Origin of the sequence: Streptococcus oralis (assembly GCF_003943385.1) — a bacterium.
GTDB classification, from domain to species: domain Bacteria; phylum Bacillota; class Bacilli; order Lactobacillales; family Streptococcaceae; genus Streptococcus; species Streptococcus oralis_CA.
The window spans coordinates 13,368-28,452 of the sequence record NZ_RJPI01000008.1 but is presented as its reverse complement, the minus strand read 5'-3'; the positions used below and the strand labels follow the sequence as shown (position 1 = coordinate 28,452).

The following is a 15,085-nucleotide window of genomic DNA, read 5'->3' as shown; positions in this document are numbered from 1 at the left end:
TGAATTTTGTGTGAAATATCAGCAGGAAAGCATGAAGCTCGTCAACAGGTGTCTTATGACAAGTAACCTTGGCTGTTTAGGCGAAGGACATCTGCACGAATCAGGGTTTTCTAAGTGACTATTTCCGCCAAATATTATTTATATCAGGAGGACATTCACATGTCACGTTATACAGGACCATCTTGGAAACAAGCTCGTCGCCTTGGCCTTTCACTTACAGGTACAGGTAAAGAATTGGCACGTCGTAACTACGTACCAGGACAACACGGACCAAACAACCGTTCTAAATTGTCAGAATACGGTTTGCAATTGGCTGAAAAACAAAAACTTCGTTTCACTTACGGTGTAGGTGAAAAACAATTCCGTAACTTGTTCGTACAAGCTACAAAAATCAAAGGTGGAATCCTAGGTTTCAACTTCATGCTTCTTTTGGAACGTCGTTTGGATAACGTTGTTTACCGTCTTGGTCTTGCGACTACTCGTCGTCAAGCTCGTCAATTCGTAAACCACGGTCACATCCTTGTTGACGGAAAACGCGTTGATATCCCATCATACCGCGTAACTCCAGGTCAAGTGATCTCAGTTCGTGAAAAATCATTGAAAGTTCCAGCAATCCTTGAAGCAGTAGAAGCTACTCTTGGACGCCCAGCATTCGTATCATTCGACGCTGAAAAATTGGAAGGTTCATTGACTCGCTTGCCAGAACGCGACGAAATCAACCCAGAAATCAACGAAGCACTTGTCGTTGAATTCTACAACAAAATGCTTTAAGATAAGACTTTATATTGCAAGAAGCCTACAACAGTGGGCTTTTTGCTTTTTCTTAAAAAACTATAGAACACTTCTTAACTGTGAAGGGGGATAAAAAAATTCCCTGCAAATTGAAATTGCAAGGAACTTTTGTTAATGGTAATGAACAATCCAGGTGGAATACTTTCTCCCAAGCCAGAGAGCAAAGAGGAGATTGATGATGACAATACCTGAACCGACCAGTGAAATTAGGAAAAATTCGCTTGTCGAAACCTGTCACAAATGTACGATGTCTGTAATCAAATAAGCACTGAAAGGAAAACAGAGGATAGAAGTAATAAGAGCAGGGATATACTTGCGAAGAAGGATTGATTGTCCGATATGGAGCAAGAGATGAAGCGCAAATGCTACAAATCCCCCTAACCAAACTAATTCGAGCGCTCTAGATTGAGTAACATATGCTAAGAAAGTGATGGATAAGACAAGGATGAATTCCTCAAAAACAGCGAGGGCAAATCCCTCTGTTGCCATTTCTTTGTGGATTTTGAGAATAGTTGGCGCCTTTTGGGCCAGCAAGGTTTCGTTGAGACGGATCCAAGGGACAAGACCGATAATTTCTTCCATATCGTGAAAGATAAAAAGTAGAGGAAACATCCAAAGATAAAACGCCATAAATCTCTCCTGAAAAGCTAAAGACTGCCAGCAAATAAAGCAAAAAACGCCCAGTAAGGCGTTTTGAGTTAGGTATGCTTACTTAACTTCTGTAAGGAATACTTAAAATCTATTTTAGTTGTGATAAACCCTATTAAATCAATGTTTATAAGCTATTGATTTGGATAAAACTGTCAGAGGTTGCCAAAAAGGTTGCCACAGACTTAAGAGGTCAGCTCAGCTATTTTGTTTAAATAGATATCGACTGCCTGAGTTTGATTCTTAGGAGCAAGTTCAGCATAAATGTCCATTGTAGTCTTGATTGATTTGTGTCCCATCCGAACTTGTAATTCTTTCCAATTCATTCCAGCATTCAACATCATGGATGCGTGAGTGTGGCGGAATAAGTGAAAACCATAATCTGGCAGACTAGCTTCACGCAGTCGCTTTTTGAGTGTTGCACGTTCGTTTCTGTCGCACATATAGTTACCATAAATAGTAGGAAAGATTAACTTACTTTTTGGAAGATTATTTTTCTTGAAATAGAGATTCATCTCATCGTAGAAATTTTGAAGCTCCTCAATGATTTGGTACGGAACAGCTATGCGTCTGTTACCTGAATCAGATTTTGGTGTGTTTTTACAAACGACTTCGCCTTTCAAACCTAATTTTGGTTTTGCATTTTTCCAAACAAGTGTTTTACTAACTAGTATTTCGGAATTATCAAAATCAAGGTCATAGATAGTCAATGCTAATAGTTCATTGATTCTCATACCTGAAGCAAGTAAACTATCGCAAATAACTTTAAATCGGCGATTAGCCCTAGTATTAGGCAGACTATCAACGATGCTTAACCAAGTAGATAGATCCTCATCATGAAGGACCATAATACGTTTTTGGTTGTTTTTGGGCTTTGGCGGGATTTTGATAGACTGAGCGGGATTAAATTTGAGTTCAAAATGTGTTATTCCAAAATCAAAAATATCACTTAATTTATGGGCAATAGCTCCAAAATCTTTAGCTGAACCCTTTTCAGCTCTCTTTATACCTGCATCCACAGATTCTTTAGATTTTTTTGCTAATTGGTTGATCCAAGTCTGTATATCTGACGAGGTAATTTTTTCAGGTTGATACTCTCCGAATCGTGGTAGTATATAGGTGTCAAGATAGTTCCTAACTCGGTTCAGTGTATTATCTGAACTAACCCATGTCTCATAATTTGAAAACCAAAGTTCTGCTAAGTCTGAGAAGGTAGCAACATTGAAAGTTTCTTTCCTTGTTGAGTCATTTTCCTCAAAGTCAATTTTAGCTTGAATAATTTTACGGTCTAAAGAACGTAAGGTTTTAGCGGTAATGGTTGTTTTGACTGGTTTTCCAGTTTTAGAATCAAGTCCTAAGTAGATACTTTTAGCTGAATAACTAATTTCGCCATTGTTCTTTATTCTCTTTAAAACACTTTTCCCTTTATGGATAATTTTTTCTGTATTCATGGTTGCTCTCTTCAATCAATCGAAGAATGAAAAAAGCTAAAATAGATTGTATCGCTCACTTTCTTTTTTGATACTCTTATTTTAGCATATTTCGCTTCTAGTTACAGCTTAGAAATTCGATGACATCACTGATACTGTAATATACTGTTCTAGTACCCTCAATGGGTGGTTCTAGTCGCTTTAGCCCCTTGTTTTCCCACGATTTAAGAGTATTGGGAGAAATGCTGAGTAGGGAAAGAAGTTCTTTTTGCGTATAGATGCCCGTCTTACTTTTTTCGTTATTTAAGTGCTTCAGTAATTCAATGATGCTATGAAGCATGTGTTCAATTTGCTTTAATTCAAAATTATTACTAGCCATACAGATCTCACTTTCTTTGGAAAAATTTATTGAAATATGAGATACTAGCAGTAGGGATAAGCTACTGCCTTATCTCTTCTAATCTGCAACATCACTCTTTTGCTTCTTGGCGGAATCTTTAGGAGTGATGTTATTTTTTTGGTAAAAGATTTGGAAGGCATCTTCAAAAAAATCTTCAAAATTAAGTTTCTCAAGTTTCTCACCAAATTTATTTAACCATATCCCTACATCTGGGTTGGGAGTGTAGTTGGTCTCATACTCTTGAATTAGTCTAATGATAAAGTGATTCCGGGCTTGTGTTCCCCAGACTTCTTCAATTTTCTTCAAAAGAGGGTAGAAACCGCTACCTTTCATCAAATATGAAATCGTTGCGAGTAGGTCGTTGTTTCGAGAGTTCAAAGATTCAAGTTCCGGGAAGTTACCAAATCCTTTAAGTAAGTCACTAGTGAATGGTAAAGACTGACCAGTCTTGGTGTCATGAAAACAATACTTGTCAATCATTTTATTAACAATGAGCTTGCTCAAATCTTGAGGGCTATCAATATCAAGAAGTAAGGCTAGTATTTGATTGCTATAAGTTCCTTTGTAAGAAGCTTCCATACGGATCCAAGAATTGCAATACTTAGTTAAGTGCATATAGCGACCTTGATTGTCTAATTGTTCCTGATACTTGTTATAAATCCGCAACAGAGCATTTACATTCTTTTTCTTGCTACCGATATATATAGTTTGAGCTTGACCATCCACTTCTTGAGCGCTAATCTTAGAAACATTTTTACGTCCTTTATGATTAGTGATAATATATTTTCTTATTTTTAACCCTTGATAAAGAGTATTGACAGAAATTGGATAATTAAAGTAATCAATAGCAAGGTCAATACGAGAAAGGCGCAAGTCATAATATTCAGCGTACAGCAGTTGTGCTATATTGTGAACGTCAATTACTTCACCATAATAGTCTTGATAAGAGGATTTATAGTGAGACAAAGCTGATGCAGAAATTTTTAGGATAATCCCCATAGTGAAATTAGTTTGATGCCAAGCAATTGCAAAGTAATAGGGGAGATTCTGAAAGGTAAGTCCGTCTGTATAGCCTGCTGGTGGGGTTTTCAGTGGAATATAATCTCCAAAGAGAACAGGGAGGGATAGATTTTCTGCTACTGTTTCAGACAGCGATAAAGCAATTTGATGCCAATTATCAGGATATTCTCCTACAGTATCTTCTGTTGGTTGGATGACAAATGTAGCTTCATCGACACTGGTCATAATGACTGGGTTATGGTCGTTATCTTTTTGAAGATATTTTTCAATTTCATTTTTACAAATCATTTTATTTTTTTTCTATCCGCCTAAAGAGTGAAAGTTAACCGGGCGGCAAATATTGTTTTAGTTAACTATTTATTGTAATGTAACGAAATTCCTATGCTTTTATTCTCCCACAGTTTCAAGAAGTAATCACCCTAAATAAAAAGTTATAGAATAACGCTGATATACCAGCGTTTTAAGGTAAATAGGTATTTTACCCTAAAGTGGGATCTACAAAGCTTTAGAACAAGGTCAAATGGAACGGGGGTCTTTACATGTCCCCCGTATAACAGCCAGCTAAAGCTGGCGAGGCTGTAAGACCGTCTGATTCTCTAAAGTGAATCAGGGTCAACAGCCTCAGCAACATCAGCAGACTTTCCTAATATATCAAGAACTCGTCCCTTCAGTAAATTTATATCGGGTACTTGTTTAACCTTAATTTTAATAACATTAGAACCATCATCAAAACGCTGAAGATAGCCAAATCTTTTGGGTAAATTTTTTTGTAACTCTTGTCCTTCCTTTAGTTCAAAAAGTCCCTTAGTTACTGATGACCTCAGTGACCCTAATGCAATTACTAAAGAAAATTGATTCCGAGCAGAACCCTCCCCCAGTGCAGAAGCAAGCAGATCTTGTGAAACGGCTAATAATTTGACATTAAAGGCCCTCCCAGTATAAAGAATAACTCTAATTTTCTCCTGATATTCTTTCTTAGACTTTCCTGCTAATTCAAATAATGAAGTTAATTCTTCTACTACAAGATAGTAGGGTGTTTTTTCTCTTCCTCTATTCTTTTTTCTTAACTCAATCTCATTAAAAGCTACATCTATAGCTAAAATAGCTCTGTCCCCTAAATATACATTGTGTAAATGTTCCGCAAATAAATAATCAGACTGCTTCATCTCAGAAATAATAAATTCACTTGCAGGATTTTGATTGTATAGATAATTGATGATAGCGAGAACAGCCGTAGATTTTCCAACACCAGTACCCCCAAGCAACAAAAGATGGATGAAATCTATATCTGGCGTTCCGCCCCCAGCTTTTAGAAATGGATTTTTAGAGCTCAATGATTTCATCAAGGTCAAATTCCTCCTGAATTTTAGGTTCTGTTGCTCTAGCATTCTGATTAAAGGTAGCGTCCCCAATGGTTTCTAATTTTAAGAAAATAAACCACCCTCCGTTTACCAACTCAACTTGACTATAATCAATAGTATAAGAAACTTCGTGGTTTGCAATAATTCCTTTTACTATATTCTCAATTTCAAGCTGTTGTTCTGATGAAATATTGGAACTGAGTTGAATTATTAGATATTCACCACTATCAGAAAGTTTAACTTGCTCTTTAACCTTTAAATGTTCTAGCGTAGGTAACAGAGAATAAATATTCTGTTGGACACTACCTATCTTATACCACTCTCTAGGAGGAGAATATTTATTGTTTAAGTAGTTAAAGAAAAGTTGGTTTAGGAATATTTTATCAAATTGATATATTCCCCAAATGACAAGAACCATAATCCCTAACAATAGGATAAATAGTAGTGAAATAGAGTACAGAATAATCATTAGTTTTCCTCCTTGCTTTCATGCTCCCTCATTCGATAATTAAAATCTACGTAAGAATCATGAATATCATAAGAAAATTCAAGTATTTCCTTGATATGTTTATAAACCTGACTAACTACAAAGTCTGCTATATCTACGGAAAAATCCTCGGTTACCCAGAATCTGATACGACCGCTGTAGAAATTACCTCTAGGAAGATTTATAGGGTGACTATCGAAAAGGATAGGTGTTTCACTTCTATCAAGGTATGATGATAAATTTAAATCAATCGTTTCATGTAAACTATTTAAAATAAGCATAAAGTAAACCTTCAATAAATGGGAGGGAGGAAGACCTCCCCTAATAATTTAAGCAAGCTCAATAAAAGCAGACTTAGCTTTTACTGAGAGCGCAGCACGATTTCCACTGTTATAAGCATTGATAGAAACACCCTCAAGAACAATTTCTACTTTTTCGTCAAATAAGGTTGTAAAATCAGATACATTAACTATATCAGCCTTGATATTTGTTTGATTAAATCGACCGTCTGAAGTTCGTACACCAATTGTTAATTGGGTTTGACCAGTACCGAGACCAGAAGTAAAATCTTTCACTTCTGATGCGCCAATAAGGCGACCCTGCATTGTTGTTTGTGTAGCTTCCATAGGCTACCTCTTTTCTAACCGTTTTATTAAATACATCAAAAAATTCACGGCTTTTCAAATTTATTGAAGATATGTATTGTGTGATAGCTACCTCACATCTTAATTCTCCCATAAAAACTGACAAGATTTTACCTAAATTCACTTAAAATATACGTAATAATTTTTCTTGGTTTTTTTAAGATTTTTTTGTTTGTTCAAACCATTGTTTAAAGCTTGCTACATAGCACTTTCAGTGGAATATAATTTATTATCTATCGAGATTATTTAGTTCAAAGAAAAAATAAATTTTTTTTAAGATTTTTCTTGAAAACGTTTTACCCTAAATTTTTATAAAAATGCATCAATATCTTGACGTTTCAAATACATTAATGCTAATATGTACATAAACTTTTTTTGTGTAAAGGATGTCTGATATGGAAGAAAAAAAAGAAGAACGCATGCTTGTTGCAGTTACAGTTAATTTGATGCACAAAATGAAAGAATTTCAAGGGTTCAAATATGAACAAGGGATTAGTGGAGATTATGAAGCTAAAATTGCTTATCTAGTAGAAAAGTTTCACATGAGCGACAAGACGGCAGAAAATTTGTTGTCTGGTAAGGTAGTCTCTAAAAATAATTATTTAGCTATTTTCCCTTCCTTTGGCAAAGATAATATAAACGAAAAATCTACTGCATTAGAAAAATTTGCAGAGACTATTGTGGATGCAATAGGGAAGGGAGATGAAGATTATATTACAGAAGTATCTAATATAATCACTAATAAATTAGAAAAACTTGATTTAAAAGATAAGGCAAAAGCTGTATTATCAGATGATAAACGAGCGGAATCATTAAAAAACTCCATAATATCGAGCTTAGAAAGTGTAGAGTTCCCAAATAAGAAAACTAAAATTAATGACTACGCTCTAATTGTATGGATTGATCACTTTTATAAGAGTATCTCTGAACAAGATAATCTATTTGAAATTATTAGCAAATTAGATACTCTGTCGAAAGCTATTGAATATCTTCCTCTTGTTGAAAAGATATTTGAATCCGAAGAAAACATTGAAATATTTTCTCAAGTAGCTAATCGTCTTGACACATTTAGGATTGCTGATGAGTACGAGGATTGGGATAATATCGAGAGCTTTATCAAGGACGTACGAGAGCGAAATGGATTTGATAACTAATATAAAAAGCCAAGTTCAAAAATACTTGGCTTAATTTATTTGTTTTAATATATCTCGGAGAGCTTTTATAGTAGGTTCTCTTTTTTCTGTCGGTAGGTTTCTAATATCTTCAATGAGTTGTGAAAATTCTCCGCTTTGATTTTGATTTTCAATATTAAAAAAAGTATTCATATCAACTTCAAGCGCTTGTATGATTTTTTCAATGGTCTCCAGCTTAACGTTTAACTGCTTATTCTCTAATCTATAGATATAGTTGAATCCCAGATCAGCCTTTTCAGCTAGATATTCTTGTGTCATCCCGCTTTTCAGTCTTAGAAGTCTGATTTGTTTTGCAACAAATTCTCTTAAATTTATTTTTTCAGTCATGATAGTACCTCATAACTATCATACAAGTTTATCTCATTGAATAAATCGTTATTAAAAGACTGAAATTATAACAAAAATAATATTTAAAAGACTGTTAAGTGTGGTATAATATTATTCATAAAACAGTCTTTTAAGACATAAAGGAGTTTATATACTAGAATCAAAAACACAAGGTCACGGCACCATCAAAAAATTGCGTACTGGTGCAGTTATTTCAACGCTTGCAATCTCAGCTCTAGGTGTGGCATCTGGGGTATCTGCTAGTGAAACTGAAGTACCTGTCAATAAGCCAGCAACCGAAGTAGTCGCTAAGGACACTCCAGCAACTGAAGTAGTTGCTAAGGACGAGGTTAAACCTAAAGTTCCTACTCAAGCTGATGTAAATACTGCTAAGGCTGAATCGGACAAGGCTAGTCATGATGTAGCAGTCTTTAATCATGATAATTTTTCAGATTATTTTTGAACTGTAAGCCATTCACGTATACTAGAAAAAACTCGTAAATTTATCTAAGGTAAATGTAAAATATAGTGAAAAATGGGAGGAATACTATGACAAAGAAAAATTTTGAAGAGAAGAATGCTCCTAAATCAACTGTCCCGAGGGTAGTGGAAGGAGCTTCTCCATCTAAGATTAGGGGTAAGTTTTTTAAAATAAAAGTGTACATTGGAATTGCTATCAGTCTGTTGGTTGTTGCAATTCTAGCAAGCCTCTTCTTATTCTCACCTAAGGAAAATAAAGAGTCAAATCAAGCATCGTCTTCAGTTTCAACTACAGAGACAACAAGTCAAGCGTCTACAAGCCAAGGAAAAACGGATGAGACTGATAAGGATAAACAAGAGGAAATTCAAAAACTCAAGAATCAACTGGCTGATTTGGATACCAAGATTACTGAAACAGAAGCACTTGTTAGCAAGCTAAAGAAAGAAACTGCTGTTCCAAAACTGGATATTGAAGCACTAAGAAATAACGATTTATCTAGTTTGAAAGGTACATGGCGTACAGCTTCGGGTAGAGAGTTTGTTATTAATGAGTCTAATGAAATATATGCAACTGGTTATAGCGATGGTCAAAAATATGAATCTACTTATGAACTAACAGTCTCAAAAGGTCAAAAACGTCCTAACTCTGATACAGCTTCTTTCGGTTTACAGCCAAAAGGTATTCCAGCAGGAGGAGGTTATATGATTGTAGTACCTAGAGGCATTGTCTTAGAGTCCGCTGGACAGTATACTGATCAATCAAATACTGCTGAAGATAGACTTGTTGCTGGACAAAGTTATCCTAGCATGCTTACGGAACCAGAAAACGTTTATTACCGTGTTAAACCAGATACTAGTCAACTAGAAGTTGAGGAAAAGGATTTGACTAAACTACAAGCTGAACGTGATTCAATAAAAAAAGAACTAGAATCAAAAGAAAAAGGAGCTGAATAATGACTAAAGAAAAGTGGATTGAATTATTCAAATTAATCAATGATAGAGTACCAAATGAGAAAGAAATTGCAGAAGCTTTAAAAAAAGGTGAATTTACAGTTGAGCAAGAAGATAACAATGTAAGTAATGGAGAAGATGTAAATAAAGATACTACTGCCGAATCTATCACTAATGTATCTAGTACTATTTCATATCCGTCATGGTTGATAGAAACACTAAAACATCCGTCTCGTCAGTTGAATGCTCAGTGGTACTATCCAGTTATCAATATTCTTATTAGCAGCATATTGTTATCTGTCTCATTAGGGCAACTTTTCTGGCGTGTTTTAAAAATGTTAATTGATACACCGATTGCTGGGAAAACTATTAATATGGAACCAAATGGAGTTCAAATATATACATTATTGGTTAATTCGTGGAAATCATTAACTTCATTGGGGACATATTTTTACTTGATTTTATTATTCTTTTTGCTACAAATTATAATTTTGTTGCTACCTTTAATAGCTTTTAAACTAACAAATAAAAATTTAGAGTGGAAAACTTATTTAAGTGAAAAATTAGGTTCTACTTCATTTTTAATACTCCCAAATATTCTTCTCATTTTGTGTGTTCTATTCATACCTTCACACTTAATAGTAGCTCCAGCACCAATGATGAATCTCACTACGCAGATTTTCTATGGACTTGATAATTTAATTAAACAAATACCGGGTCTTAATAATTTAATAGTTGTTTTTATTGCTTTTCTTCTTTTAAGATTTTTATATAATTTTATTTTATTAATTATTGGTTTGATGAATATTAATGAATCTAATTCTAAAATAGACGTTTTTTATATTAGAATCATTTATATTACATTAGCTTTATTTTTAATTATTTTTACAGAGAAATTTGTCAGCTCTTCTCTCTTCTCCATCATACTAGATGGTATTCGTCCTATTCTTAATGGAGCAATTTAATAGATTATTTTGATTGATTTAAGGTTTTATAGTATGTTTTTGAAATATTTCAGACGTTAGTATACTTAAAATTTATTTGAAGTATAATTTTTGGTAGTTAACATTTTTAATATTAGTTATCAAATTTTGTACGACAATAAACCTATTGTTTCTATAACAATTTATTTCGGCTTATGGCAGAGAATGAGAAACAAATTTTAACAGTTATAAATCAAACTCATACTCATACTACTTCCTTTTACCGACTTTCAAAAGTTAGAATTTGCTGTCTAACTTTTGGAGTATAGTGCACCTATTATAGGTTTTAAATATTTTAAAAACTGTTTATAGTAAGATTAAAATTAATTATTGCATTGATTAATAGTTTATAGATCACTGAGTAATTTGATGAATATATAATAATTGAAGATTGTTATGATGATGTTTAAACTTTAAAATTAGAATCTGGAAGATATATTTTAAATAAATTATTTATATTTTCTAAAAAAAAATTTTAGATGATTATAATAATAATGATTATTGAAAAATGATGAGGAGATAATAGAATAATGGATAATAAGGAATGGATAAAACAATTTGAGGAGCAAAATGGTCGTAAACCTACACCAGAAGAATTGTCACTTTATTTAAATAATTTAAGTGCGGATAGGAGTAAATCAATAAAAAAACAATCTTTCTTGGAAAAAATTAAGAAATTTGTATCAACCAATCGGAAGAAGTCTGTAGGAATTTTTATTGTATTATTACTTGTTTTATTTTCTTTAGGTGGTTATATCTATTTCCAGTCTCAACCCAAAAGTATATTCAACGTACTAACTGTTGAATTTACAGGTTACGATGGAGATGGTGAACTAATAAATTCAAATGAAAAGGAATTTAATATTTGGATGACACAGATTATTCTGGAAAAATCTGGTATAGAGAAGGAACAAGCAAAGTTATTAGCTGCTGATCCAGAAGGAGAAGAAAAAGTTAAAACAGATCCTCGCTATTCTTCTAAATATCCTCTTATTAACAATATGATTAGTAGTGTAAAGATAGATTATGATAAGAAGAATCGTTTAAAGAACGGAGATGAGGTCACAATTACAGTAACAGTTACAAATCCTATTGTTCCCATCAAATCTGAGAAGAAAATCTTTAAAGTTGAAAATTTGAAGGAGTATGAGAAGGTTTCAGCGGAAGATTTAATAAAAGAAGCGAATATTCAATTTACAGGAGTTGATGGCTATGGTAAATTAGTAGATAGAACTAATTCTGTTCTAGAATTCAAACAAACAGATAAACCCAAAAATCTGAAGAACGGTGATAAATTAATATTTAATGTCAAAGATTCTTATTTAGAAGAGTTAAAATCAAAAGGAAAAACATTTGAGGAAAATGTTGTCGAAGTGACAGTATCTGGACTAAAAAGTAAAGAAGATATATCGGGAACTATGACTGAGTATCAGCCGGTTATTGATGAATATCTTAAAGTGCTTAAAAATAAAAAGATTGAACCAGGATATAGCTATGTTAATTTCGAAATATTGCCGAATGGAAGACCTGAACCAGTGAAGTTATATTATGCTTTATATGATTTTGACAATAACGGTGTTAATGAATTAGTAATTGCAGGTGATCAAACGTCGAAAGATTCTAAAAGAACTAGTCAGAAGTATAATTGGGAACGGACAATATATAATGTTTTTACATTAAATAATGGAAAAATTATAAATAATGTTGAGCTTCTTGGCCATCTTTATTTCCTTATACCTATGAGTGATGGTAGTTTTTGGTTGAGGGGTGGTTTCTCAGGCGGTACATATTTGTATGAACAATATATGTTTAATGAACAGGGGACACAATTAAACAAAGTGTTAAGTATTAATCAAACAAATACAAATAATGTCATAACTATTAAAGATGAAAAAGGTAAAGTGTATACTAGAATAGAGCTGGAACGTTTACTAGATTCTTTTACACCACTAAGTGCAGATGATCTTAACTGGATTGAAATTAAATAGACTCTATCAGATCCATAAGGGATTTACCCACTACAAATATTATAGAGCCAGAAAAGCTAAGATCTAGAAAGGACAAATTTCGTCCTTTCTTTTTTGATGTTCAGAGTTATGAAAATCCGTTTTTTGAAGTTTTAAAAGTTTCGAAATCCAAAGGCATTTCGTTTGATAAGTTTGATGAGATTATTGGTCGCTTCCAGTTTAGAGATGATTTTTTTGTGTATCCTTGTTGATGATATCCATAAATTGGATATTAGGGTCTCTAATGTCTAGTAGTTTTGTGATAAAATGTAATGGTTCCATATGAATTTTTCTAATGAGTTGCTTTGTCGCTTTTCATTATAGATCTTATGGGACTTTTTTTCTACACAAAAATAGGCTCCATAAGATCTATAGGGGATTTACCCACTACAAATAGTATAGAGCCACAATTTTTAGGAATAAAAAAGTCCTAAAAAATTCTTAGGACTTTATATTCTTCGATTGTTGACTTTCTTTTTTATTTCAAAAAAGGTTGCCAAAAAGGTTGCCATAGAACTGATTTCAAATGATTTGTAATGAATTTCAATATTCCAAAAATCGCATGAAATCAAGGTTTTTTCGTTTCTACTGAAACGTAATGACCCACTATTTAACTTCTGTAAACACAACGTGTTTGCGAAGTTTTGGTGAGTATTTCTTCAATTGAAGACGGTCTGGAGTGTTACGTTTGTTTTTAGAAGTAAGGTACAAGCGTTCACCAGATTCTTTGTGTTCAAGTGTAATATTTACGCGCATGGTATCTCCCTTCTATTATTCAGCTGATGCAGCTTTAGCGATTTTACGTCCTTTGTAGTATCCTTTAAGTGATACACGGTGAGAACGTGAGTAATCTCCAGTAGTTTCGTCAAAGTTTACAGATGGAGCTGTTACTTTGTAGTGTGTACGACGTTTGTTTTTCTTCGCTTTTGAAGTGCGACGTGCAGGTACTGCCATTTTGATTTCTCCTTTAGGTATTTAAATTCGATTCAATCTACTGATTTTCATCAACCATATTAGAATAACACATTTTTTTTGTAAAGTAAAGTTACTTGACAAAAAAAGATTAAAAAATTTTCCCATCCAAGGTTCTGGATAGGAAAATAGATTAAATTTCAATCTCGAATGGTTCATCAATGGTTTCTGATACGTATTTTCCGTCTTTCTTTCGTTGCTTGACACACTCTGTAAGGAGATATTCGATTTGCCCATTGACTGAACGAAAGTCGTCTTCTGCCCATGATGCGAGTGCAGCGTATAACTTTGTTGAGAGTCGAAGGGGGATCTGCTTTTTTTTAGCTTCAGCCATCTTTAGTAAAGACTTCCTGCGTTGACAATTGGTTGTGCATCATGATTGCCACAGAGAACGACTAGGAGATTTGAAACCATGGCAGCCTTACGCTCTTCGTCCAGTTCTACCAACTCTCCTTCATTGAGACGTTCTAGTGCCATTTCAACCATTCCTACAGCGCCGTCTACAATCATCTTACGTGCATCGATAATAGCAGATGCTTGTTGACGTTGAAGCATGACGGCAGCAATTTCTGGTGCATAAGCTAGATAAGTGATACGTGCTTCAAGGATTTCCAAGCCAGCATCTTCTACGCGACTTTGAATCTCTTCACGAATACGTTTAGCTACAATCTCACTAGAACCGCGGAGGCTTCCTTCATCGGCTTGCCCATCACCTGTAGTGTCCACATTCGGAGACACATCGTAAGGATAAATGCGGACAATATTACGAAGGGCGCTATCACACTGCAATGAGAGATATTCTTTATAGTTATCAACGTTGAAGACTGCTTTAGCGGTATCGACAACTCTCCAAGTTACCGCGATACCGATTTCTACGGGATTTCCTAGACAATCATTGATTTTTTGGCGAGAATTGCTCAAGGTCATAACCTTAAGGGAAATCTGTTTCTTGCCAATTTCAAGATTTACATCATTGCCATTTGATGATTTCATCCCTGAAAAAGGAGATTTCGTGCTAACGTCCCCACTTTGTCCAAGCCGAGTGTGGTTTGCAGGATTAACTGCTACGCTGAAGGGATTGACAAAGTAAAAACCAGGTTCTTTGATGGTACCTGTATAGTTACCAAAGAGTGTCAGAACCAGAGCTTCCTGAGGTTTGACAACTTTTAAACCAGCATGAGCTAGTGCTGTAATTATGCTTAGTACAAGTCCGATAATAATTCCAAAAACGTTTTCCGAACCAACACCCATTATAAATATAAAGACACCAAGTACGAGTGTCAACTCAATGAGAATCAATGCGAATACACCATTTGGTTTTGAATTGATGAGTTTTTCAGTCATAAAAATGACCTCCTGTTATATGATATCTAAATGATATCACTTTAATT

At 34.0% G+C, this 15,085-nt stretch carries 18 protein-coding genes and 2 pseudogenes; 6 read left to right on the top strand and 14 right to left on the bottom strand.

Translation table 11 applies throughout. The annotated features are described in order from the left end of the window. Nucleotides 1-159: 159 nt before the first annotated feature. Nucleotides 160-771 (top strand): 30S ribosomal protein S4, encoded by a 612-nt coding sequence (gene rpsD, locus D8803_RS06660; protein ID WP_000092756.1) that lies wholly within the window; start codon nt 160-162, stop codon nt 769-771. 132 nt (nt 772-903) lie between these two features. On the opposite strand, the pseudogene D8803_RS06655 reads toward rpsD, so the two are convergent. From D8803_RS06655 to D8803_RS06620, 8 genes and pseudogenes are all read right to left on the bottom strand, one after another. Beyond that, nucleotides 904-1,422 (bottom strand): annotated as a pseudogene (locus D8803_RS06655) (HXXEE domain-containing protein). A gap of 203 nt (nt 1,423-1,625) precedes the next feature. Then, nucleotides 1,626-2,891 (bottom strand): tyrosine-type recombinase/integrase, encoded by a 1,266-nt coding sequence (locus tag D8803_RS06650; protein ID WP_131200641.1) that lies wholly within the window; start codon nt 2,889-2,891, stop codon nt 1,626-1,628. A 97-nt stretch (nt 2,892-2,988) separates the two neighbouring features. Further along, nucleotides 2,989-3,249, bottom strand: a complete 261-nt coding sequence (locus D8803_RS06645) for a helix-turn-helix transcriptional regulator (protein ID WP_131200640.1) — start codon at nt 3,247-3,249, stop codon at nt 2,989-2,991. Between the two features lie 78 nt (nt 3,250-3,327). Continuing rightward, on the bottom strand, nt 3,328-4,578 hold the full coding sequence (locus D8803_RS06640) for a replication initiation factor domain-containing protein (RefSeq protein ID WP_131200639.1): 1,251 nt from the start codon (nt 4,576-4,578) through the stop codon (nt 3,328-3,330). A 308-nt stretch (nt 4,579-4,886) separates the two neighbouring features. Continuing rightward, nucleotides 4,887-5,633 carry a hypothetical protein gene (locus D8803_RS06635; protein WP_131200638.1) on the bottom strand — a complete coding sequence of 249 codons (747 nt, stop codon included), beginning with the start codon at nt 5,631-5,633 and terminating at the stop codon, nt 4,887-4,889. Continuing rightward, entirely contained in the window at nt 5,614-6,120 is a 507-nt protein-coding gene (locus D8803_RS06630; protein ID WP_131200637.1) for a hypothetical protein, read from the bottom strand. The genes D8803_RS06635 and D8803_RS06630 overlap by 20 nt, the downstream gene beginning before the upstream one ends. Continuing rightward, a complete protein-coding gene (locus D8803_RS06625) occupies nt 6,120-6,419 on the bottom strand; it encodes a hypothetical protein (RefSeq protein WP_131200636.1) in 300 nt (99 codons plus the stop codon). The genes D8803_RS06630 and D8803_RS06625 overlap by 1 nt, the downstream gene beginning before the upstream one ends. Before the next feature lie 48 nt (nt 6,420-6,467). Continuing rightward, on the bottom strand, nt 6,468-6,764 hold the full coding sequence (locus D8803_RS06620) for a hypothetical protein (protein WP_131200635.1): 297 nt from the start codon (nt 6,762-6,764) through the stop codon (nt 6,468-6,470). A gap of 413 nt (nt 6,765-7,177) precedes the next feature. Between D8803_RS06620 and D8803_RS06615 the strand changes: the two genes are divergently transcribed. Further along, nucleotides 7,178-7,936, top strand: coding sequence for a hypothetical protein (locus D8803_RS06615; protein WP_131200634.1), 759 nt, complete (start codon nt 7,178-7,180; stop codon nt 7,934-7,936). Nucleotides 7,937-7,966: 30 nt separating this feature from the next. On the opposite strand, the gene D8803_RS06610 is transcribed toward D8803_RS06615, so the two are convergent. After that, complete coding sequence (locus D8803_RS06610) at nt 7,967-8,302, bottom strand: helix-turn-helix domain-containing protein (protein WP_047206714.1); 336 nt, start codon at nt 8,300-8,302, stop codon at nt 7,967-7,969. A gap of 193 nt (nt 8,303-8,495) precedes the next feature. Here D8803_RS06610 and D8803_RS06605 point away from each other — a divergent pair, with 193 nt between their 5' ends. The 4 genes from D8803_RS06605 (at nt 8,496) to D8803_RS06590 (ending at nt 12,704) form a co-directional block, all read left to right on the top strand. Then, a complete protein-coding gene (locus tag D8803_RS06605; protein WP_223805116.1) occupies nt 8,496-8,765 on the top strand; it encodes a hypothetical protein in 270 nt (89 codons plus the stop codon). 86 nt (nt 8,766-8,851) lie between these two features. Continuing rightward, complete coding sequence (locus tag D8803_RS06600; RefSeq protein WP_131200633.1) at nt 8,852-9,736, top strand: DUF6287 domain-containing protein; 885 nt, start codon at nt 8,852-8,854, stop codon at nt 9,734-9,736. After that, nucleotides 9,736-10,698, top strand: a complete 963-nt coding sequence (locus tag D8803_RS06595; protein ID WP_131200632.1) for a hypothetical protein — start codon at nt 9,736-9,738, stop codon at nt 10,696-10,698. The genes D8803_RS06600 and D8803_RS06595 overlap by 1 nt, the downstream gene beginning before the upstream one ends. Nucleotides 10,699-11,246: 548 nt before the next feature. Continuing rightward, nucleotides 11,247-12,704, top strand: coding sequence for a hypothetical protein (locus D8803_RS06590; RefSeq protein WP_131200631.1), 1,458 nt, complete (start codon nt 11,247-11,249; stop codon nt 12,702-12,704). Nucleotides 12,705-12,760: 56 nt separating this feature from the next. On the opposite strand, the pseudogene D8803_RS06585 reads toward D8803_RS06590, so the two are convergent. The 5 genes and pseudogenes from D8803_RS06585 to D8803_RS06565 form a co-directional block, all read right to left on the bottom strand. Further along, nucleotides 12,761-12,907: pseudogene (locus D8803_RS06585) on the bottom strand (transposase); the annotation flags it as partial. A gap of 421 nt (nt 12,908-13,328) precedes the next feature. Beyond that, nucleotides 13,329-13,478, bottom strand: coding sequence for a 50S ribosomal protein L33 (rpmG, locus tag D8803_RS06580; protein WP_001265622.1), 150 nt, complete (start codon nt 13,476-13,478; stop codon nt 13,329-13,331). Nucleotides 13,479-13,493: 15 nt separating this feature from the next. Beyond that, nucleotides 13,494-13,676 (bottom strand): 50S ribosomal protein L32, encoded by a 183-nt coding sequence (rpmF, locus tag D8803_RS06575; protein ID WP_000290417.1) that lies wholly within the window; start codon nt 13,674-13,676, stop codon nt 13,494-13,496. A 151-nt stretch (nt 13,677-13,827) separates the two neighbouring features. Continuing rightward, on the bottom strand, nt 13,828-14,028 hold the full coding sequence (locus D8803_RS06570) for a PTS ascorbate transporter subunit IIC (protein ID WP_131200630.1): 201 nt from the start codon (nt 14,026-14,028) through the stop codon (nt 13,828-13,830). A gap of 2 nt (nt 14,029-14,030) precedes the next feature. Continuing rightward, nucleotides 14,031-15,038 carry an SPFH domain-containing protein gene (locus tag D8803_RS06565; RefSeq protein ID WP_131200629.1) on the bottom strand — a complete coding sequence of 336 codons (1,008 nt, stop codon included), beginning with the start codon at nt 15,036-15,038 and terminating at the stop codon, nt 14,031-14,033. Nucleotides 15,039-15,085 lie beyond the last annotated feature (47 nt).